The sequence below is a fragment of the Komarekiella delphini-convector SJRDD-AB1 genome (assembly GCF_014831675.1).
Classification (GTDB): Bacteria; Cyanobacteriota; Cyanobacteriia; order Cyanobacteriales; family Nostocaceae; genus Komarekiella.
The window spans coordinates 33,352-57,425 of sequence record NZ_VJXY01000039.1 but is presented as its reverse complement, the minus strand read 5'-3'; the positions used below and the strand labels follow the sequence as shown (position 1 = coordinate 57,425).

Sequence of the window (24,074 nt, the reverse complement as noted above, 5' to 3'; positions counted from 1 at the left end):
TTCCTCAAAATGATTTAGTATTCATATAGACTTAAAATATTAACTTTAGATACAAAAAATGTTTAAGCAAAAATTTATTGATAGTAACAAGAGTAAAAAGTTTATAGAAATATCAAGATTTGATTGAGGATTAATATAAAACTTGGAGTAATAAAGGAATACTTACTAGAGTTTAAAGTTACGATAGTTTTTTTTATCAGGAGCCACACCAATTTCAGTCATAGTAAACATCCCAGTTGTTGTTTAATTGATATATGTACGATTCCTTATATCAAACCTGATTGAGATTATTTTATCTGGCAGAAAAGACTGCTAAAAAAAGGAATTATTGAAAATAATTTTTATGCCTACACAAAATTTTTTTAAACATATCTCTAAGCAAAATATTACTATTACAGCTACATTTACAAGCGAACCAATTGAGGATTCCCTATCGTATTGGCTTGAAGAAATAGGAGTCCCTTATTCAATAGAGTTTGCTCCTTACAATCAGGTATTTCAAGAACTGCTCAATCCAGCCAGCCTTTTGGCTAACAATCAAAATGGAGTTAATGTAGTTCTGGTTAGGTTTGAAGATTGGGAAGGAACTAAGAATCGTCTCCAATTGACAGTTGACGATGATCTAAAAACACAAATTTTTGGCGATCGCTTACGCCATACCTTACCAAATCACTTGGAAATCGCTCACCTAAACCAGTACGAAACCGAGTATCTATACCAAGAAATTTTTGGCGATCGCGTCTATTTAAAGCATGGAATTATCTTTAATGAAGAAGACTGTATAATCGATGTCGGAGCAAATATTGGTCTATTTACCTTATTTGCCCAGCAAAAATCCCCAAAAGGCACTATCTACGCATTTGAACCTGCACCCCACGCGTTTGACAAACTACAAACTAACGCCAAGCTCTACTGTCAAAATACCCATCTTTTTAATTGCGGATTAGGTGGTGAATCCAGAGAAGAAACCTTCACTTTTTATCCTCGTTCCTCAGTTTTCTCAAGTTTTGCCGCTGATACAGAGCAAGATGAAAAAGCTATTCGCTCAGTCATTATTAACATACTGCAACGCGATAATTCTCTAGATGAAGAGTCGTTAGAGCGCCTAGCTGATGAATTTCTCAAGGATAGACTAGAGCGAGAAACGTATCAAGCTCAACTGCGGACTCTTTCCGAAATTATCGAAGAATATAAGATTGAAAAGATTGATTTACTAAAACTAGATGCTGAAAAAAGCGAGTTAGCAATTCTTCAAGGAATTAAAGATAATCATTGGTCACTAATTAAACAAATAGTCATGGAGGTGCATGACCAAGAAGGCAGTACGATTAAACAAGTCATGCGCTTACTTGAAGAAAAAGGCTTTAAATTTATTGTCGATGAAGAGTCTTTGCTGCACGGTTCAGGACTCTATAATATCTACGCTAATCGCCTCAACCACAACTACAACCCAGGAGCACAGCAATTAGGAAAAAACGCAGATCAAATAGAGCAAAGCATCAGAGATTTTGGCAGTGCTTTGAAAACTGCAACAACGCGATCGCAAATTCCCTACTTGGTCTGTATTTGTCCTCCATCTCCAACTACTGATACAGCGTCTAACCTCTTACATGCAAGAATGCAAGAACTGTTAGCAGCTGATCTCAATAATCTCAGCGGTGTGTACCTGATAAAAAATCAAGAATTGACCAGTACCTATCCAGTAGAAGAGTACTACGACCCTTATGGAGACGAAGTAGGACATATTCCCTACACACCAACCTTTTTCTGTGCCCTTGGGACGATGCTGGCGCGGAAAATCTTTGCTTTAAAGAGCTATCCCTACAAGGTAATTGCCCTTGACTGCGACCATACCTTATGGAGTGGTATTTGTGGTGAGGATGGAGTTGCTGGAGTAAAAATTGAGCCAGCTTATCGATCGCTACAAGAATTTGTCATCAGGCAGCAAGCAGCAGGAAAGTTGATTTGTTTGTGTAGTAAGAATCAAGAAGAGGATGTATTTGCAGTCCTTGATCAACATCCAGATATGTTGATGGGTCGGCATCATCTCGTCAATTGGCGCATAAACTGGCAATCGAAATCCGAGAATCTGAAGTCTTTAGCTACCGAACTGCAACTGAGTTTAGATAGTTTCATTTTCATTGATGACAATCCCGTTGAGTGTGCTGAAGTTAGAGCAAACTGTCCAGAAGTCCTGACCCTGCAACTTCCGCAAGAATGCGCTCGTATCCCTCAATTTTTAGAGCATATTTGGGCTTTCGACCAACTCCAAACTACTCAAGAAGACCAACAAAGAACTAATCTCTATCAACAAAATGTCCAGCGCCAGCGTTTGCAACAGGATTCTCTATCCTTTACTGATTTCCTCGCTCAACTGAACTTAGAAATTGAGATTTCCCCCATGCAAAACGAGCAACTTTCGCGGGTTGCTCAACTTACCCAACGCACCAATCAGTTTAACTTCACAACAATCCGCCGCTCTGAGGCTGAAATTCAACAACTTTGTAATTCAGGAAAATTAGAGTGTCGAGTGGTCAAGGTAAAAGACCGCTTTGGAGATTATGGCTTAGTAGGTCTACTCTTGTTTGCAGCTCAAGAAAATGCCCTATTTGTAGACACATTTTTGCTTAGTTGTCGGGTACTTGGTCGTGGTGTCGAGCATAAAATGCTTGCTTATTTGGGAACCCTCGCTCAAGAAAGAGGATTAGGACAAGTCCAAGTTTCTTATGTACCTACAAACAAGAATCAACCAGCTAGGGATTTCCTGACTAGTATTGATAGACAATTTCAGCAGGACAAAGATGGTAGTTGGTTATTCCAGTTCCCATCTCAAACCGCATCTGAAATTATTTTAGTACTTGTATCCGATGCAAATACAGTAGTTAATAAACCCGATCAAGAAGCGAAATCTCCTCATCCTCTCCGCGTCTCTGCGCCTCTGCGTGAGATAAATCCAAAAATAACCTCTCCCGCAGACTTCTTTGAACGCATCGCTCAGATATATAGTCCCGAACTCATTCTCAAAGAGATTACATCCCGACAACAGCGCCAACGTCCTCAGTTAAATATAGAATTTGTTGCTCCTCGCACTCCTCTAGAGAAGGCGATCGCACATCTATTTGTAGAAGTCCTCAAACTTGACAGAGTAGGTATTAATGATAACTTCTTTGAACTAGGTGGCGATTCGATTCGGGGTGCGATTCTGATTAATAAACTGCAAGCGCAATTAAACGAGATTGTTCACTTTGTTGTTTTATTCGATACTAAGACAGTTGCACGACTAGCAGCTTACATAGAAGAAAACTATCCACAAGCAGCAGCAAAACTGTTTGGTAAAGAAATAACTTCAATTATTGATACACCACAAGAGCGAATCGATGAAGCTAAAGTTTTGCAAATGCGATCGCTTATTCCCTCCATTGCTCCCCCAATAGATGACGACGCAATCAAAAATCCGCCAGCTATCTTTATCCTCTCGCCTCATCGTAGCGGTTCTACCTTACTCCGCGTCATTCTAGGAGGAAATCCGCAGTTGTTCGCGCCTCCAGAATTGGAACTGCTGACGTTTAATACTCTTGGGGAACGCAAAGCAGCATTTTCTGGACGTTACAGCTTTTGGATGGAAGGGACGATTCGCACAATTATGCAAATTAAAGGGTGCAGTCCAGAAGAAGCGATCGCACTAATGGAAGAATTGGAGGCGAAAAATCTCACCACCAAACAATTCTATCAACTCATACAGCAATGGCTGGGCAATAGAATCTTGGTAGACAAAACCCCCTCCTACTCCATAGATTTAGAAACCCTCAAACGAGCGGAAACAAACTTTCAAAACCCGCTCTACATCCACCTTGTGCGTCATCCTTATGCAACGATGCGCTCTTATGAAGAAGCCAGAGTAGAGCAAACATTTCCCTATCAACATCCTTTCAATAGGCGAGAACTTGCTGAACTCGTTTGGTTGATTAGCCATCAAAATATTCTAGAATTCTTGCAACAAGTTCCTCAACACCGCCAATATCAACTCAAATTTGAAGACATAGTTAGCCAGCCGCAAAATAGTATTGAGGGCTTATGCCAATTTTTAGGGCTAGAATTCCATCCTGATATGCTGCAACCTTACAAAGAGAAAAAGCAGCGTATGACTGATGGGATCTATGCCCAGTCGAGAATGGTAGGGGATGTGAAATTTCACGAACATCAGAGCATCAATGCTAGCACCGCAGATAGTTGGAAGCAGTATTATAACAGCGACTTTTTAGGCGATGTAACTTGGCGGTTAGCAGAGTCGTTAGGATATCAAAGAAATAAAAGGGAACAGGGAACAGATAATCAAAGAAATAACGGTGTTATTCCGAAAATTAGGCGGGGACATCAAACAGAATCTCAGACTTTTCCTGTTTCTTTCGCCCAGCAAAGGTTATGGGTTTTGGCGCAATTGGAGCCGGACAGTCCTTTTTACAACATGTTTAAGGCTGTTCGTCTTAACGGGCGTTTGGATATAGAAGTTTTAGAACGCAGTCTCAATGAGATTATCCGCCGTCACGAAGTTTTACGCACCACTTTTAGTGCAGTGGAGGGAACGCCTGTACAAGTAATTGCTCCTCACGCAACGATGAAACTCTCGGTTGTAGACTTGCAAGGATTGTCAGGACAGCAACAGTCAGAACAATTGCAACTTTTAGCAACCCAGGATCAATTACAACCCTTTGACCTCACTAAAGGACTGTTGCTGCGAGTCACTTTAGTGCAACTCAAGTCAGAGTCTTATGCTTTGTTATTGACTATGCACCACATCATTGGTGATGGTTGGTCAATGGGGGTATTCATCAAAGAATTGTCGAGTTTGTATCGAGGCTTTTTGATTGGCGAACCTTCTCCCCTTCCAGAGTTGCCGATTCAATACGCAGATTTTACGATTTGGCAACGCCAATGGTTGCAAGGAAAAGCACTAGAAACCTCAATCAATTACTGGAAGCAACAATTAGCAAACGCACCACCTCTTTTAGAACTACCTACAGATAGGCCTCGTCCTTCTGTGCAAACTTTCCGAGGTTGGTGTTTTTCCTTCCAGCTAGATGCAAAACTGACAGCATCGCTGAAAGAACTCAGCCACAAGTCAGGAACCACGCTATTTATGACCTTGATGGCGGCTTATGCAACTCTACTGTTCCGTTACAGCGATCGGTCAGATATTCTGCTAGGAACACCGATCGCTAGCCGCAATCATCAAGATTTAGAAGGGTTAATTGGCTTTTTTGTCAATACCTTGGTGATGCGAACTCGACTAGAAGGTAATCCTAGTTTCTCGAAGCTACTAATGCAAGTTCGTTCTGCTTGCATGGATGCCTATGCGAACCAAGACGTACCTTTTGAGCAGATTGTCGAAGCTTTGCAAATAGAGCGCAGTCTCAGCCACAGTCCTCTATTTCAGGTGATGTTTGCATTGCAGAATGCTCCAATAGAGCAATTAGAAACGCCGGAATTAGCTATTGCACCTCTACATCTAGATAACGTCAACGCCAAGTTTGACCTCACATTACAAATGTGGGAAACAAATACAGACCAAGGAAACTCACTGCAAGGGTTTTGGCAATATAACACCGACCTTTTTGATGAAGACAGAATCGCTCGCATGAGCGGTCATTTCCAGACATTATTAGCGGGAATTGTGGCGAATCCTCAAGAATCAGTAGGTACATTGCCATTACTAACTGAGCGCGATCGCCATCAATTGTTAGTGGAATGGAATGATACTCACATACCATATCCCGATACGAAGTGTATCCATCAAGTTTTTGAGGAACAGGTAGAACAGACACCTGATGCGATCGCTGTGGTGTATGAAGACGAGTCTCTGACATATCGAGAGTTGAACGATCGCGCCAATCAATTAGCGCATTATCTGCAAAGCTTGGGAGTTGGGACAGAAGTATTAGTGGGGATTTGCGTCGAGCGATCGCCACAGATGATTATCGGAATGCTGGCAATTCTCAAAGCTGGTGGTGCTTACGTTCCTCTAGACTCCAGCTATCCTGAAGAACGCTTGGCTTATATGCTGAATGATTCTCAGGTATCAATATTGCTAACTCAAGAACAGTTAGGAGCGCAAATACCGAAAACCAACGCTCCAGTCGTATTTTTAGATACTGACTGGCAGGAGATAATTAGTAAATATAGCCAGCAAAACCCCACCAGTGAGGCATTCAATCATCACCTAGCTTATGTAATTTATACCTCTGGTTCTACAGGAAAGCCGAAAGGTATAACCGTTACTCATCAAGCTGTGAATCGGTTAGTTTGTAATACTAACTACGTGAAGTTAACAGCTAATCACCGAGTTGCTCAAGCCTCGAATGCAGCTTTTGATGCTGCTACCTTTGAAATTTGGGGAGCTTTGCTTAATGGAGCGAGGCTAGTAGGTATTAGTAAAGAAGTCCTGCTATCGCCGCCACAACTCGCTATACAACTGCAACACCAGCAGATTGACTTTTTGTTTGTCACAACAGCTTTATTCAACCAGTTGGTAAGTCAAGTACCAGGAATCTTTAAAACTCTAGAAACCGTTCTATTTGGTGGAGAGGCGGTTGAACCAAACTGCGTAAGAACATTATTGCAAAATCAGCCTCCCAAGCGACTGCTGCACGTTTATGGCCCAACAGAAAATACTACTTTCTCTTCCTGGTATTTAGTCGAGGAAGTACCAGAAGGCGCAACAAATTTGCCAATTGGGCAACCAATTGCTAATACCCAAATTTATATTCTGGATCGTCATCTCCAACCTGTACCAATTGGCGTTCCTGGTGAATTATGTATTGGTGGTGATGGTTTAGCCAGAGGTTATCTTAACCGCCCAGAGTTGACACAAGAGAAATTCATCTCTAATCCCTTCGGAAGAGGAAGGGGGCAGCGAGCAGGGGAAGAACTTCTTACTCAGCACTCCTCACTCTCTTGTACAGATGCGATTAATCGCGTCTCTCAGTACTTTCAACGAAAGCTATACAAAACAGGCGACTTAGCGCGTTACTTAACTGATGGAAATATTGAGTTTCTTGGTCGCATTGACAACCAAGTTAAAATCCGTGGCTTCCGCATTGAACTTGCAGAAATTGAGGTTGTTCTGACTCAACATCCCCAGGTAGGAGATGCGATTGTCATTGCTAGGGAAGATAAGCCTGGTATTAAAAGTTTGGCAGCTTACGTTGTTCCAGAAGAAAAACAGCCTAGCAGTAACGAGTTGCGATCGCTCCTCAAAGAAAAGCTTCCTGACTATATGGTTCCTACATCCTTCACGGTTCTAGAAGCTTTTCCGATTACGCCCAATGGCAAAGTAGATCGCCGTGCCTTACCAGTACCAGAGTTAGAGTTCAATGAGTCAACTAGCTTTGTCTCTCCCCGCACCCATGCTGAAAAGTTTTTGGTAAAAATTTGGCAGGATGTTTTACGATTAAAACAAGTTTGTATTCACGACAACTTTTTTGAATTGGGTGGCGATTCCATTATTGGAATCCAAATCATCGCCAGAGCCAATCAAGCTGGATTAAAACTAACTCCAAAACAGCTATTTCAGCATCAAACCATTGCTGAGTTAGCTGCTGTAGCTGCGATCGCTACCTCCAAGGAGGCGGAACAAGGCTTAGTTAAGGGCATTGTTCCCCTAACACCTATTCAGCATTGGTTCTTTGAGCGAAATTTACCCGAACCCCATCACTTTAATCAATCTGTCCTGCTAGAAGTTCCGCCAAATATAAGACCGGAATTACTAGAGCAGGCATTACAAAAATTACTGTCCCATCACGATGCTTTACGGCTACGGTTTGTACAGCAAGCAGCGCAATGGCAACAGTACAACAGTGATGTGTGCGATCAAGTATCGTTAGCTATCGCTGATTTATCCAACCTGACTCAAGCAGAACAATCAAAAGCAATTGAGTTAAAGGCAGATGAAATACAGCGATCGCTAAATTTAGCAGATGGGCCGCTACTGGGGGTCGTTCTATTTAACTTAGGCAAATCTTCCCCTGGACGTTTGCTCATTATCATCCATCATTTGGCTGTCGATGGGATTTCCTGGCGGATTTTGCTAGAAGATTTATCTGCGGCATACAAACAATTAGATAGTGGGAATAACATTCAACTCCCTGCAAAAACGACTTCCTTTAAGGATTGGGCAATCCGATTGCAGGATTATGCAGTTACTCAAGAACTCCACTCAGAGCTAGACTACTGGCTGCACTCAAAGAAGTTTGCAGTTGCTCCTTTACCGTTGGATTTTCCTGCTGCGGCGTCACAAAACACTGTCGGCTCAAGTTGCATTGTTTCTGTATCCCTGAGTGTAGAACAGACTCGCGCCCTGTTACAGGATGTCCCGGTTGCCTACAACACCCAAATTAATGATGTGCTATTGACCGCATTAGTACAAAGTTTTGCTGGATGGACAGGCTATGATTCCCTACTGATTGAATTAGAAGGTCACGGACGAGAGGACTTGTTTGAAGATGTAGACTTGTCCCGCACAATAGGCTGGTTTACCAGTTTATTTCCCGTTCACTTAAAACTTGGAGGTCTTCACCATCTTGGGGAAGCTCTCAAGTCGGTCAAGGAGCAACTGCGACGCATCCCCAACCGAGGTATTGGCTATGGCATCCTGCGGTATCTGAGCATGGATGCAACTATACACAAGCAACTTGGGTTGCTCCCTCAAGCTCAAGTCAGCTTTAATTACTTGGGTCAATTCGACCAAACGCACCTAGCACCCCTTGGTTGGAAATATGCTCAAGAGTCCAGCGGTTCTATTCACAGTCCCAGAGGACAGCGCCGCCATTTGTTGAATGTGAATGTATTAATCATTGAAGGCAGATTGCAACTGGAGTGGAAATATAGCAAAGCTTTCCATCATCAAGCTACTGTAGAAAACTTAGCTAACAACTATGTGAAAGTCTTAGAAGCTATTATTGACCACTGCTTATCTCCAAAAGCAGGAGGCTATACCCCTTCAGATTTCCCTGAAGTTGGTTTAAGCCAAGAAGCGTTGGACGAACTGCTAGCAGAAATTGAATGAAGTCGCTCGCAATTCATCTCTATCAATAGAAGATTTGTTCTCATATCCATTGTTTTAATTATTCCACACCAACCTTATTCATTATTTATGACAATCTCGAAAGCTACACTCACAACCGCACGTGATACAGGGGTTTTGGTTAATAAACTGGCTTCCAAAATTTCTTGCATTTCCTATCAGAGTATGCGTCGGTCTAGCAGAGTATTGAGAGAATTTGTACTTTATTATTTTCCAATTTATAACCTCTCAATTAATGACTTCTTTCGGTTTTATCCCATCTTAGGTTTTATTGAAGCTCTGGTTTATCAAACTGATGATGAAGTTGAAAAAATTCAAAGTGAGGGTTATGAAAAACTGCACACTTCTCCTTGGCATTCTAAGCAAGAAATGATATTGGCTGTTTTAGAAGAGTATAATCTCAAGCATTGCCAAGTTGAATTTTACATGCAAAAGCTGGGAGAGTATTTTGAATTAGAAACTCAGATATTAGCCACATCTCATGTTACTCATGGAATGATTAAAAAAGCTGCTGAGTTACGTTCTTCAGACTATCGAGTGTTACACTGTACTTTGCTCAAAATGTTAGGTCTAAATTACTCAGAAGAGGAGTTAAATGAAGAGTTAAGATTGATGTGGCCTCTAGAAGTTTTAAATGACATTGAAGATGATTTGATGTTTTATTCTGAAGATGTAGAAGCTAAACATTATAATACTTACAGAATGTTTGTGAAAGTTTATGGAGAAAAAGCTCCTTATTTCTTAAAGAAAGAGTTAGATTTTTATGAAAGTCTATTTCATAAACAAATAGGAAGATTTTCAGGAATAAAAAGAGAATCTTTCATCAAACCTTGGAATGCCTATCGTCTCGATCATCCAGTACCAGTTATCCCTGAACCGATACTTGAAGATTAATATGTAAGTATTGACAAGAACTAATAACCAATTGCTAATTGTTTATTTATTGAAGCTATTGGTTATTAGTAAATTGATGTATACTCTGTAAAAAAAAGGAAAATTAAAAATCAAAATCAACTTTTGTAGACCAGCAATTTAGTAAAAGCGTAGGGGTAGCATGCTGGAAAAACAACGTGGTGTAACAATATGGTTAACTGGTTTGAGCGGTGCTGGAAAAACCACAATCTGCCGATTTTTGGAGACAGAACTGCGACGCACGGGATATAAAATTGAAGTACTTGACGGCGATGTAGTTCGCCAAAACTTAAGTAAGGGATTAACTTTCAGCAAGGAGGATCGAGACGAAAATATTCGGCGAATTGGCTTTGTAGCTCAACTGCTAACTAGAAATAATGTCATTGTACTGGTTTCAGTGATCTCGCCATATCGAGCAATCCGAGAAGAAGTTAAAGAACGGATTGGAGATTTTATTGAAGTGTACGTCAATGCACCATTAGAAGTTTGTGAACAGCGAGATGTTAAAGGTTTGTATAAAAAAGCTAGATCTGGTGAAATCAAGAATTTCACTGGAATTGATGATTTATACGAAATACCTCTTGAACCTGATATTGAATGCAAAACTAATCAAGAAAGTGTTGCCCAAAGTGCAAATAAAATTTTAAATAAGTTAGAAAAATTAGGGTATATAAATTCCCTATTGTTGCCACAATTTCACAACAATCATTCACGAATATGATTAAAATTAGGAAAAAAATAAAATGGCTTTAGTAAAAGAAAAGGAACTATGTAAACTTTTTTTAGAAGTTGGACACCACCAATATTCCCTTGCTACTGCGGGTACTAATTTTGCAAATAATGATGAACTAGCATGGAATAGTTTTGTCACTACTTTATTATCAGCAAAGGGCAACTCTGCTATTGAAATAGTATATAAATATCTAGTAGATGCAATTGTTGAATATAACAAGCACAATAATACAGAAGTCGATATCAAAATTGTTTATAACTACTTTACTGCTAAAATTATTCGTTCAATTTTTGTTGAACCATCGGAATTAGAGAAAAATTGGTATTTTATTTGTCACGCGGCAGAAATTTCTAAGCCTGGAGATTTTGTTACTGTTCAAATTTTTCAGGAACCTTTGGTAGCTGTACGCCAAGCAGACGGAACGATTCGCGTTTTCCTTAATGTCTGCACTCATCGCCAAGCACCAGTTTTTGAAGGTCACGGTTGTGTAGGTGTAGATAAAACGGCTCTTTGTCCTTATCATGGATGGGCTTTTGGTATAGATGGTCATTGCAAGAATGCACCAGGGGCAAATAGAGGAGAGTTTGGTGCTGACTTTGACCTGAAAAATTACAGTTTGCAGGAGTTTGAGGTCAAGATTGATGAAAATCAAGGGGTTTTTGCCAAGCTTTTAGAACAAGACTTATGCAGCAGTAACGGAAAAACGAACCGCCGAGGACGCATTCGCGTAGCGTCTCGTAGAGAAGGACACGGAGAAAGGAGGCTTTCAGAAAGTAGTTATTTTAAGCAAGAATTACAACTTGAAAGCAATCAAAATCATCAAAATATCGGAGTAGAAATTACCAATCTGCTCAATTCTGTGAGTCCAGGTTATGCAGACGGGGAAACCGCTACACTTCCAGAACAAATCCGCCTTTGGTTGAGAATTGGTTATTTAGAAGCAGAAGTAAAACAGCTAATTGCAGACATTACCCAAGAACGAACAAGCCATAGTCGTCAATTGATGTTGAAGTCTCTGATTGGGGAACTCAAACAAGCTATCCTGACCGTCGATAGTGATGGGTCAATTTCAGAATTGGATGAAGTGCTTCAACGAGTTTATAGCTGTGACGACGAGCAAAAGCAGTTTATTGGTAAGTCTATAGAGTATCCCAACGAGCCTAACACTATAGAAGATTCTGCATCGAATGAAAGAAGACAAGCATTGCCAATCTGGATTTATGGCGATGCAGCATTGTTTGCTCTTGAAGTTGAGCATTTAATCAAACCAACCTGGCAATTTGTTTGCCATATCAACGAAGTTCCGCAACCGGGTAACTTCACTTGGCTGGATATTGTCGGCGAACGAGCCTACGTTATTCGGACTGCAAGCGGTGAATTTTTTGCTGGCAAACTTCAGAATACCAAAGAACGGGGGAGCTATCCGAAATTTGGTTTACCCAACTACGGTTTAGAACCCATTGACATTGACATTTTCTATGGATTTATTTTCATTCGCTTTACTTGGGAAGGCTCAAGATTAGCCCAAAGTTGGTATCTACCCGGTTTATTAGAACCCTACCAACTGGAAAATATGCAACCCATTGGTGGAGTCGGTCAGTATGACATTAATGTGGAGGTGGATTACAAACTGCTGTGGGAAAACTTCTTAGAAGATTACCACTTTCCTATGATGCACAAAGGGTTAACCCGTCGGTTTGGAGTGTCGAGTGATTGTGAAGGCATCAACGGCATGATTATTCCCATGCGTGATCCGGCTTCACCCAGCTTAACTCCAATCGAGCGACAATATTATGATTGCGCCAAAGCGATCGCTCGACATTCTTGGGAACGTGAGCAGGAATTACAAGATTTTGCTGTTGAAAACGATTCTCTGCCAGAAACGCTGTGTTACTCAGCCTTCTGCTCAATGTCGGCGCAAGAAGAAATCCCCATGCCTTTTTCTTTGAGCGTATTTCCTGAACACGTCCAAACTTTTTCGTTAGTTCCCGCTGGGCCAAGAGAGTGCCGTTTTCATGTTCGCAGTTACGGGCATATCCTCAACCCCCACGACACCAATACTAAAGCTATTGAAGAGGCACGCATAGCGAACATCCAACTTCTTTTGGAATCGTTACATGAAGACATTCGCGTTAACTATATCTGTCAAGACAGTGTTTCATCGCGGCTGTTCGAGAAAATCGGAGTATTTAGTATTGCCGAGTTTGATGTTGCCAAGTTTCAGGAAGCTATCCGCGCCAAGCTACCAATAACCAGTCTCCAGAGGAAACCATTATGACTACTCTTGTCAAAAGGAACAGGCAAAGGTGTGTAATTAATTCTGTTTAGGTACTCATAACATGAAACTAGATGACTGCAATCAACCCACGCAAAACGCCCTCCACATTCAGGGCATAATTGCGATCGCGATCGTCAGTTTAATATGGGCGACGACCTTCCCACTTACTAAAGATGCAGTCACTAGCTTTTCGCCAGCTGTACTTACCGCTAGCCGTTTCAGCGTTGCAGCAGCGATATTTACCCCGTATTTACGCTCTCTAAACGCTCAAATATTACGCGATGGGGCCATTTTAGGACTTTTACTTTTCGCTTGCTTCGCCTTCCAAGCGATCGGGCTAGAAACCGCCAATGCCAACCGGGGAGGATTCATTTTTAGCCTGAATGTGATCATTGTACCCCTGTTGGGAGCGTTATTAGGTCAGCCCTTGCTTATTAAGACTGTACTCGCCGCCGGAGTTGCTCTTACAGGTATCGGCATTATGTGTTGGGAAAACGGCTCTCTAGGCATAGGTGACTTGTTGTTGTTTGGTGAAACCTTCATTTACGGGGTTTATATGCTGGTACTTCAGGGAACAGCACAACGCCACTCAACTCTATCCCTAACTGCCATCCAACTGTGGATTGTAGCAGTGTTAAGCGCCGTCTGGGCAGCGCCACAGATGGTCGGACAATTTGAGACTCTAAGCAATAACTATGGCATTATCCTTTACCTCGGTCTGATAGGGACTGCTGCTACCATCTGGCTAGAAACAATAGGTCAGCAATGGATTTCAGCAACGGAAGCTGCACTATTGTGTACTCTCGATCCGGTACTCACGTCCGTTTTTTCCTTCTGGCTACTCGGCGAGAAGTTTGGAGTACGCGGTTTTATTGGCACGGTTCTGGTGCTAACTGCATTAATTTTGAGTCAGAGTAAGTCTCAATATATAGATCGCAAATTAATATTTGGCGCAGAAAATATTTAAAAATTACTAATTTTAACTTGATTTTTTCTACTATACGACCTTGGTTAAAACTATGCTGAAGTTTTCGATTGAATTTCGACCTCCTATTCCTCCTGCAAACACTTTGACTATAGGCACATTAGGGCCTAGTGGCACTAGTAGTGACTATGCTTCGAGTTATATAGTTCAACAATTAGAGTCAGAAAAATTGACTGGAAAAATTCAATTATTTGATAGCTTTCCAGATGTCAAAGAAGCTTTGCTACAAGACAAGGTAGATTTGGCTCTAGTTCCTCATGCTTATCAGCTAATTAATGAGTTTTATATGGAGCCAAGTTTTGATTTAGGCTTCATTTTTATCTATCCAACTCCAGTTTATGGATTGGCGAAGAAGAAAAATACAGAGGTAGTTTTCAAAGGAGCTAGACTTGTCACCCATCCTGCACCCTTACCTTTGTTGTCGAGACTCTTACCAGACTCCCAAGACCAATCAGAAATTCAGGTTGATCTGTCTCTTTCTACTAGTGATGCAGCAATTCAAGTACAGCAGGGTTTAGCTAATTTAGCTATTACCAATAAAAATGCTGTTGATGCTTATGATTTAGAATTTATTTCTACTTATGGAAAAATTCCTATGAGTTGGTCAATTTTTTATAAAAAAATAGCAGAAAGTCATGTCTAAATTTTTTCCAGTTCCCAAAAACACAAAAATTAATTCCGATGTAGAGTTAATCGCATTTGAATGTCAAGACACGCTTGTGCAATTAGTATATCTTGCTCCTGGAGCTAATTTTGCACTACATGAGCATTTAGAAAGTCAGATGGGGATGATAATTTCTGGTCGTTTAGAAATGAACGTCAACGGAACTAAAAAAATTATTGAACCGCTGCAACAAGCCTATATTGCTAATGCTTATGTTCCTCACGGTTCTGTTAATATTTTTTCGGAAACAGCACTAGTGTTTGATGTAAAACGTATTGTAAATTCCTTAACATCGGAAAAAACTGATGAAGTATTTATCAAAGTATCGTCTATAAAAGATAAACTTACTGGCTCTTTATGCAAATCTATAGTTGCTTCTTGGTTTGAGATTGCGATTATTGAAATTCCGCCAGGAGGAATAATTCCAATGCACCAATCTGCTAGCGAACAAATGGGAATAATTCTAAATGGTCAGTTGATAATGTCTGTGGGAAAAGAACAGCAGCAACTAGAATATGGTAGTATTTATTATGCTCCGGCTGATGTATTTTGTGGAGGATATAATTCCTCTAATGAAGTAGTATCTTTGGTGAAAATTTTGATTCCGCGTTGTTCTCATTTATCTTATCAAGATGCTTCTTTTAGTGAAATAACTGCGCGATCGCTAACTGCAACCTAGAGGACTATCAATATGGATTTAGGACTAACAGGGAAAGTAGCTTTAGTGACAGGAGCGACTGCTGGCATTGGTTATGCAATATCCGAGAAACTGGTAGCCGAAGGCTGTAATTTAATAATTTGTGGGAGAAATGCAGATCGATTAAAACAAGCTTATCAAAGTCTGGTAAATTCCTCAGCAAAAATTATCACCTGCTTGGCTGATGTTCAAAAGGCAACTGACTCTGAAAAATTAGTACAAGAAGCTCTCAATCAATTTGGAAAAATTGATATTTTAGTAAATAATTCTGAGGGGGCAAAATTTTCTAGCGTTGCCGTAGAAAAACTATCTGATGGAGATTGGGAAACTGTCTTTGAAGGTAAACTAATGGGCTATATCCGCATGACGAATCTGGTTTTACCTACTATGAAAAATCAGCAATGGGGACGAATTGTCAATATTATTGGCACATCCGGGAAAGAACCTTCTCCTCGTTTAATTAAATCAGGAGTGGCAAATGCAGCATTAATCAACTTTACCAAATCTGTAGCTACGCAAGTTGCAAAGTGGAATGTGTTAGTTAACTGTGTCAATCCTGGGATTATTGATACACCAAGACATAGAGAATATCTAGAAGTATTTGCCCAAAAAGAAGACCGAAATATTGATGCGATCGCAGCAGGGATAGATAACACTATTCCTATAGGTCGTCGGGGTTTTTCTGATGAGGTTGCAAATTTAGTTGCTTTTCTCAGTTCAGAATGCGCTAGTTATATCACTGGTGTAACTATTCCAGTAGATGGCGGATTGTCTACAGCAGCTTTTTAATAAAATTTTTCAGTATTATACATTTTTTCCTCTGCGCTCTCCCGAAGTTTGCTCAATGCGAGGAACCCGCGCACGCAACTTCTCTCTACGTCTTGGCGATTAATTTAAAAAACATATATTACAAAAAACATAACAATGGTAGTTATACAAAATCAAAATAAAACTAAAGATATTGAAGCCATCTATCCCCTTTCGCCAATGCAGCAGGGGATGCTATTTCATACTCTCTACCAGCCAGAATCAAGAATATACTTCGAGCAGTTTCGCTTTACTCTTCATGGCAATCTAAACCAGAGCGCGTTTGAGCAAGCTTGGCAACAAGTAGTGCAAAGACATTCGGCTTTACGGACTCTTTTTGTATGGAAAAACCGCAAACAGCCAGTTCAAGTAGTGCGTAAACAGGTTAATTTACCTTGGATTAACAAGGACTTGCGATCGCTCTCGGTCAATGAGCAGCGATCGCAAATTGATTCCTTCTTAAACACAGATAAAGAGCAAAGTTTTGAAGTTGATAAAGCTCCCTTGATGCGGTTTGTTTTATTTCGGTTAGCAGACGAAACTTATCATTTTGTCTGGAGCTTTCATCATATATTGCTTGATGGTTGGAGTTGGCCAATTCTCTTCAAAGAAATCTTTGCTTTTTACGATTCTATAAATAACAATCAACAGTTATATTTAGCTCCATCTCGCTCTTACCGAGACTACATTAATTGGTTACAGCAGCAAGATTTATCTAGTGCAGAGGAATTTTGGCGGCGAACTCTTGAGGGTTTTACTGCTCCTACCCCTTTGGTTGTAGAACAAGCATTAGGGCAAATTTCTCACCAGCAGCAAACTAGTTATATTCGACATCAACATCTATCAGCCGAGGCAACTGCTACCTTAAAATCTTTTGCCCAACAACATCATCTCACCGTTTCTACCTTGGTGCAGGCAGCTTGGGCATTGTTACTGAGTCGCTACAGTGGTGAGTCTGATGTGGTATTTGGGGCTACGGTGTCTGGTCGTCCTCATAACTTATCTGGTGTAGAGTCGATGGTGGGGTTGTTTATTAATACCCTACCTGTACGGGTAAAAATCCCTGAAACAACCGATTTATTGCCTTGGCTGGTGCAATTGCAACAAGAGCATATAGAACGGGAACAGTATGCATACAGCTCACTGGTAGATATTCAAAGCGTGAGTGAGATTCCTCGGAATAAACCTTTGTTTGAAAGCATTGTTGTGTTTGAGAACTATCCTGTAAACGCCACGCTGCAAGCACTTCCGGGGAATTTGAGAATAAGCGATCGCCAAGCCATCGGAGAAACAAATTATCCCTTAACGGTAGTTGCGATTCCCGGTGAAGAACTGGTAATCAAAATCAACTACGATCGCGATGCCTGCGGCGGGCTACGCCAACGCTTTGACGCAGATACCATTGACCGCATGATTGGTCATTTACTCACGTTGTTGCAGGGAATTGTTGAGTTACCTCATCGCAGTGCGGGGGAACTACCACTACTCACACAAGCAGAGCAAGATTTACTGCTAGTAGAGTGGAATGCTACCCAAGCAGTCCATCCCATAAATTATTGCATCCATCAATTATTTGAGCAGCAAGTTGAAAAAACACCCGAATCTGTAGCGGTGGTGTATGACAACCAACAATTGACCTATTTAGAGTTAAACCAACGTGCCAATAAATTAGCGCACCATCTGCAACATTTGGGCGTCAAACCAGATGTACCTGTGGGGTTTTGTCTGGAACGCTCTCTAGAGGCGGCAGTTGCCATATTAGGAATCCTCAAAGCTGGGGGCGCTTGTGTTCCCCTTGACCCTACCTATCCCCCAGAGCGTTTAGCATTTATGCTCAGCGATTCTCAAGCAGCGGTCATCTTAACTCAAACACGTTTAAAGGGGACTGGGGATTGGGGATTAGGAACTGGGGACTGGGAGAAGTTGATGAGGGATTCAGACGCGCCATCAAATTCTAGTCCCAAAGTGATTTTGTTAGATAAGGGATGGGATGAAATAGCCAAGGAATCTGATATAAATCCTCAGATATATGCAGAGGCGCATAATTTAGCGTATATAATCTACACTTCTGGGTCTACAGGAACTCCTAAAGGTACTCTTGTTCCTCATCGATCGCTCACTAATTTAATAGAACACCATCAGGCGAAGATGGTAACAGGTGTGGGTGTTCTTCAATTTGCCTCCCTAAGCTTTGATGTTAGCTATCACGAAATGTTTGCGGCGTGGGGTTTGGGTGGCACGCTGTATATGATTCCTGAGGAAGATCGCAAGGATTTAGATAAATTAATTGAGTTACTTGCTAAAGAAGCAATTGCTAAAGTGTTCCTTCCTGTCACTTTATGGCAACAATTAGCAGAAATATACGGAGAAGAAGAACAGCTATTTAAGAACATTAGAGAAGTGATCGCCTGTGGCGAACAACTCCAGATTACGCAACCAATGATTAGGCTATTTAAGCGTTTGGAGAATTGTAGACTCTATAATTTCTACGGCCCCACGGAAGCAGATTTAGTCACGGCTTATACTTTTAGCGACAAACCAGAAGAATGGCCAATTTATCCACCAATTGGTAAGCCTGCCGTAAACGTGCAAGTTTACCTGTTAGATCGCAATTTTCAACCTGTCCCAATCGGTGTTCCTGGGGAACTCTACGTTAGCGGTGATGGCTTGGCTCGTGGCTACCTCAACCGCCCAGATTTGACAGAGCAAAAATTTGTCCCAAATCCTTTTAATCAGGATACTGACTCACGACTATATAAAACTGGGGATTTGGCACGCTACCTAAGTGATGGCAACATTGAATTTTTGGGACGGATAGACGATTTAGTAAAAGTCCGGGGTTTTCGGGTTGAACTTGGCGAAGTTGAAGCAGTCTTGAGCAAACATCCCCAAATTAACCAAGCAGTCGCTAAGGTGTTTGGGAAAAGTGCCAGGGAAAAATATTTAGTCGCTTACTTCGTACCAATTCAAGGACAGACAATCACCGTCGAACAGTTGCGTAATTTTCTTCAAGACCAGTTGCCAGACTACATGATTCCATCGGCTTTTGTACAGATGGAGTCATTCCCCCTGACACCCAATGGTAAAGTCAACCGTCGCGCTTTAAGCGAACCGACAACCAGCCGACCAGAATTAGCTCAAACTTTTGTTGCACCCCGGACTCCCACTGAAGAAATTTTGGCAGGTATCTGGAGGGATGTTTTGGGGTTGGAGCAAGTTGGGATTTACGACAACTTCTTTAATTTGGGAGGACATTCATTACTTGCCACTCAGGTGATTTCTTTGACACGCAAAGCATTTAAGATAGAATTGCCTCTGCGAAGTTTATTTGAATCTCCGGCGATCGCAACTTTAGCTAGAACAGTCGAGACAGCTAATCAACAAGAAATTTTACCAGAAATTGTATCTTTGAAAGTCGGGCGCTCACAAGACGGAGTATTGCCAATCTCCTTAACTCAGTTGGAGTTTTGGTTTTTCGAGCAATTCTATCCTGGTAATCCTGTTTACAACTTGCCGCTAGTTTATCGCGTCACGGGTTCGCTAGATGTGAAAGCGTTGGAACAAAGTTTAAGGGAAATTGTACGACGACACGAAACCTTGCGAACTACCTTTAAGGTGGAAAGCGGACAAGTGGTTTATGCAATTTCCCCCGAACCTGTCTTTGACTTCGCCGTAGTAGAGGTACAAAACATCTTTGAAGCGAAACAACAAGCTGAGAAGGAAATTAAACAGCCTTTCGATTTGGCGCGAGGGCCGTTATTGCGGAGTAAGCTTTGGCGTTTGACTGAAACAGAGCATTTGCTAGTTGTCACAACACACCATATTGTCGCCGACGGTTGGTCTTTTAGCGTGTTGACTCAAGAACTGGCAACCCTTTACGAAGCTTTTTCTCAAGGCAAACCCTCCCCGCTAACCGAGTTACCCATCCAATATGCAGACTTTGCTAATTGGCAACGGCAATGGTTGCAGAGGGAAGTTTTGGAATCACAGATGCAATTCTGGAAACAACATCTAGGTGTTACTCCTCCAGTCTTAAAACTACCAACTGACCATCCACGCCCATCAGTGCGAACCTTCACAGGTGCGCGTCAACCTTTGGTAATTTCCCAAGACTTAACCAAAGCACTCAAAGCATTGAGTCAGCAGGAAGGCGTAACCCTATTTATGACCTTGTTAGCAGCACTCAAGACATTACTTTTCTGCTACACAGGACAACCAGACATCATTGTCAGCAGCACCGTTGCCAATCGTACCCGCCCAGAAACAGAAGGACTGATTGGTTTCTTTGTCCACTTACTGCCATTTTGCACCAACTTAGAAGGCAATCCCAGCTTTCGGGAACTACTGCGGCGAGTGCGGGAAGTGGCTTTAGGAGTGTATGCACATCAGGAAATGCCCTTCATCAAACTAGTAGAAAAACTGCAACCAGTTAGAGATAGTTACACACTCCTAGCTCAAGTGATGTTTGTTTTCCAAAACACTCCAGAAGATGATTTAAAACTAGCCAACTTGACTTTAAAAGAGGAGTTTATTGCAACCGATACCAAAGATACAGCAGAGTTTGATTTAAATCTTACACTCCAAGAAACATCAGAGGGAATTGAAGGCGCTTTGGTCTACAAAACCGATTTATTTGAAGCTCCTACTATTGCCAGAATGGTTACAATATTTCAAAGTTTACTTGAATATATTGTTACTAATCCTGACAAACGTCTTGGCGAACTTCCTTTTTTATCTGAAGGGGAAAGCTTGCCAATTCAAAATTCCAAATTACCAATAGCTATGAAAACTCCTCAAAATAATTTTGTTGAACCTGCCAACCCGATGGAGGAAGTTATATTAGCTACTTGGAAAGAAGTTTTAAGATTAGAACATATTAGTACTCAAGATAACTTCTTCGACCTTGGAGGACATTCTGCTCTTGTTCTACAAGTTATATATAAGCTACAAAAAGCTTTGCAAGTAGAGTTACCTTTAGTTTCCCTATTTGAAAAACCTACTATAGTTCAACAAGCAGAAGCTATCCACGATTTACTAAACAGTAGACTTCTTACATAAGTATTTATCTCACGCAGAGGCGCAGAGACACAGAGAAGGAGTAGAAAATTGAGACTTTTATAAAGAGTCTAGTTTATAACCCACAAAATATCAATATTAAATAGTCACCTACACAAAAACTCTCTCAAACTCTTCCTCTCTGCGACTCTGCGCCTCTGCGTGATACAAATTCATTTAAAAATCACTCCCACTCAAATTAAACAATTGTGGAATCCTCCCTTTTCAACCTAACAAATAAAGTTGCCATCATCACCGGCTCCGCACGAGGCATCGGCAGAGCAATAGCTCAAGGATTAGCATCTGTAGGCACAAAAGTTGTAGTTGCTGATATCAAAGTAGCGGAATCAGAAAAAACTGCACAAATGATTCAAGCAGCTGGAGGCGAAGCGATCGCAATTCCCACCGATGTCAGAAACCGCCAAGATTGTTTACGTCTAATTGAGCAAACCGTAGCGCACTATCACAAGCTTGACATTATGGTGTGCAATGCCGGTATTGACATCATCAAATCGGCGACTGACTTAGAAGAATTGGAGTGGGATAACATCATCAACGTCAATTTAAAAGGATACTTCCACTGCGCTCAACTGGCGGCACTACAAATGATTAAACAAGGCACAAGCGGCTCAATTATCATGAACTCTTCAATCGGGGGTGTAGTAGGAATTAATGGCTCTGCGGCTTACACAGCAGCCAAAGGAGGGGTAAATTTACTAGTGCGATCGCTTGCATTGGAATGGGCAGATCATCAGATTCGCGTCAATGCTTTTGCTCCTGGCTACATCGACAACATCATGGAAGGTACTGAAACATTTCGGCGATCGCCACACGAAGATCAGCAACATCTGAGCGCCGTGATTCCCATGCAGCGACGCGGGAAACCAGAGGAACTCGTCGGCCCAGTGATATTTCTCGCGTCTGAAGCAGCTTCTTATGTAACGGGGGCAGTTTTGATGGTGGATGGCGGATACAGCGCCATGTAGGGCAGTTAAAAGAGGTTTCCAAAGAACACAACTATGCGAAGATTGACCACACTCACTACTATCCACCGTCGGCAACCGCCAGCTATCATCGGATTTATTCTGGCGCTTGTTCTAGTTAGTTGTGTCCAAACTAACTTACTCCATAAAGCAGTAGCCGGATCTCAAATCATCGTTAGTAGTTCTATCGAACCCAACACCTTTAATCCTCAGTTGATGGAGCAGGGAGTAGGGATTTTATCTTTACTCTATGAAGGACTGATTCGTGAAAATGGTCGAGGAAAAATTGAACCAGCATTAGCGCGATCGTGGGACATTTCTGAAGACCAAAAGCGAATTATTTTTACACTGAGAAAAGGGCTGAAATGGTCAGATGGTGAACCGTTGACCGCCGATGATGTAGTATTTACTTATAAAGATATTTACACTAATGCCGCCATTCCTTCTTATGCTAAAGATTTTTTGCAAATAGGTAAAACTCGCAGTTTTCCTACAATCAAAAAACTGGATAACTGGCGTGTTGAATTTACCCTTCCAGAACCTTTTGCTCCCTTTCTTCGCACAACAAAGTTAGAAATTTTACCCGCTCATATTCTGCGATCGTCCATTATCAAAAAAGACTCCGCAGGTAGACCGCTATTTCTCTCAATCTGGGGTACAGATACTCCACCCAATCAAATTGTTAGTAATGGTGCGTATAAATTAGAATCTTATGTTCCAGGTGAGCGGATTACCTTTCGCAAAAATTCCTATTACTGGCGTAAAGATGGTCAAAGTCATACTCAGCCCTATATTGATCGCATTGTTCAAAGTACAGTCAGTAATAATGATACAGCGTTAATCCAATTTCGTTCTGGAAGTCTTGATTTTATTGATGTGAATCCTAACTATTTTTCATTATTGAAACGAGAAGAAAAACAAGGAGAATTCACAATTTATAATGGCGGTTCTCAAACAGGAACCACAGCTATGATGTTTAATTTGAATACAGGACGCAGAAACGGTCAGCCTTTAATTGATCCGATTAAGTCTCGCTGGTTCAATACAGTGGAATTTCGCCAAGCGGTTGCTCACAGCATCAATCGTCCGCGTATGCTCAACAATCTTTTTGCTGGGGTAGGGGCACTACAAAATTCACCGATCGCAGTGCAAAGTCCTTACTATCTCTCTCAAGAAGCAGGTTTACCAGTCTACGACTATAACCTCAAGAAGGCAAAAGCGTTACTTCTCAAAGCAGGTTTTCGATACAACAATCAAGGTCAATTATCCGATGTCGATGGTAATCGAGTCCGGTTTACCCTGACTGCCAATGTCGGTAATAAGGTGTTGCAGAACATGGCTCCACTGATTCAAGAAGATTTGAGCCAGATCGGAATTCAGGTAGATTTGAATTTAATTGCAGTGGGATTGGTTGTAGACAAGTTAACAAATCGTTTGGATTGGGATTGCCAAATTCTTGATGGTTTCCCAATGACGATAGAACCCAATGAAGCAGTGAATATTTGGTCTACGGTCGGGAACTGGCATTTTTTTAATCGCCAACCCCAAGCCGGACAAAAGCCAATTACTGGACAGCAGGTAGCAGATTGGGAACAAAAAATCGCCGATTTATACATTCAAGGTGCAGCAGCGAATGAAGCACAGCGACAACAAATTTATGCAGAAACTCAAAGGCTGAGTCAAGAATATTTGCCGTTTATTTATCTAGTGAACTCGTTATCAATGGTATCTGTGCGAAATCGTATTCAGGGGGTGAAACACTCTGCTTTACAAGGAACATTTTGGAATGTTTATGAATTGAAAACTAATCCTAGATCCTCAACTTCTTAAAGAAGTCGGGGATCTAGACACCGCTCAGAATTACGAAGAGGAATTTTTTAC

At 41.3% G+C, this 24,074-nt stretch carries 11 protein-coding genes; all 11 read left to right on the top strand.

All coding sequences use genetic code 11. The features are described 5' to 3' along the window. The first annotated feature begins 343 nt into the window (after positions 1-343). Positions 344-9,061: a non-ribosomal peptide synthetase gene (locus FNW02_RS38945; protein ID WP_225225920.1), complete on the top strand. Its 8,718-nt coding sequence runs from the start codon at positions 344-346 to the stop codon at positions 9,059-9,061. A gap of 204 nt (positions 9,062-9,265) precedes the next feature. Beyond that, on the top strand, positions 9,266-9,973 hold the full coding sequence (locus tag FNW02_RS26835; protein WP_225225919.1) for a hypothetical protein: 708 nt from the start codon (positions 9,266-9,268) through the stop codon (positions 9,971-9,973). A gap of 160 nt (positions 9,974-10,133) precedes the next feature. Beyond that, positions 10,134-10,712, top strand: a complete 579-nt coding sequence (cysC, locus tag FNW02_RS26830) for an adenylyl-sulfate kinase (protein WP_191760531.1) — start codon at positions 10,134-10,136, stop codon at positions 10,710-10,712. 22 nt (positions 10,713-10,734) lie between these two features. Continuing rightward, complete coding sequence (locus tag FNW02_RS26825; RefSeq protein ID WP_191760530.1) at positions 10,735-13,002, top strand: Rieske 2Fe-2S domain-containing protein; 2,268 nt, start codon at positions 10,735-10,737, stop codon at positions 13,000-13,002. A gap of 61 nt (positions 13,003-13,063) precedes the next feature. Beyond that, positions 13,064-13,969: a DMT family transporter gene (locus tag FNW02_RS26820; protein ID WP_191760529.1), complete on the top strand. Its 906-nt coding sequence runs from the start codon at positions 13,064-13,066 to the stop codon at positions 13,967-13,969. A gap of 52 nt (positions 13,970-14,021) precedes the next feature. Then, positions 14,022-14,630: a type 2 periplasmic-binding domain-containing protein gene (locus FNW02_RS26815; RefSeq protein ID WP_191760528.1), complete on the top strand. Its 609-nt coding sequence runs from the start codon at positions 14,022-14,024 to the stop codon at positions 14,628-14,630. After that, positions 14,623-15,330, top strand: a complete 708-nt coding sequence (locus FNW02_RS26810) for a cupin domain-containing protein (RefSeq protein ID WP_191760527.1) — start codon at positions 14,623-14,625, stop codon at positions 15,328-15,330. Before FNW02_RS26815 ends, FNW02_RS26810 begins: the two co-directional genes overlap by 8 nt. Before the next feature lie 12 nt (positions 15,331-15,342). After that, positions 15,343-16,137, top strand: a complete 795-nt coding sequence (locus FNW02_RS26805; protein ID WP_191760526.1) for an SDR family oxidoreductase — start codon at positions 15,343-15,345, stop codon at positions 16,135-16,137. Positions 16,138-16,272: 135 nt separating this feature from the next. Beyond that, complete coding sequence (locus tag FNW02_RS26800) at positions 16,273-21,213, top strand: non-ribosomal peptide synthetase (RefSeq protein ID WP_191760525.1); 4,941 nt, start codon at positions 16,273-16,275, stop codon at positions 21,211-21,213. A gap of 206 nt (positions 21,214-21,419) precedes the next feature. After that, entirely contained in the window at positions 21,420-22,196 is a 777-nt protein-coding gene (locus FNW02_RS26795; protein ID WP_191760524.1) for a glucose 1-dehydrogenase, read from the top strand. A gap of 33 nt (positions 22,197-22,229) precedes the next feature. Further along, positions 22,230-24,023 (top strand): ABC transporter substrate-binding protein, encoded by a 1,794-nt coding sequence (locus FNW02_RS26790; RefSeq protein ID WP_191760523.1) that lies wholly within the window; start codon positions 22,230-22,232, stop codon positions 24,021-24,023. The last annotated feature ends 51 nt before the right edge of the window (positions 24,024-24,074 follow it).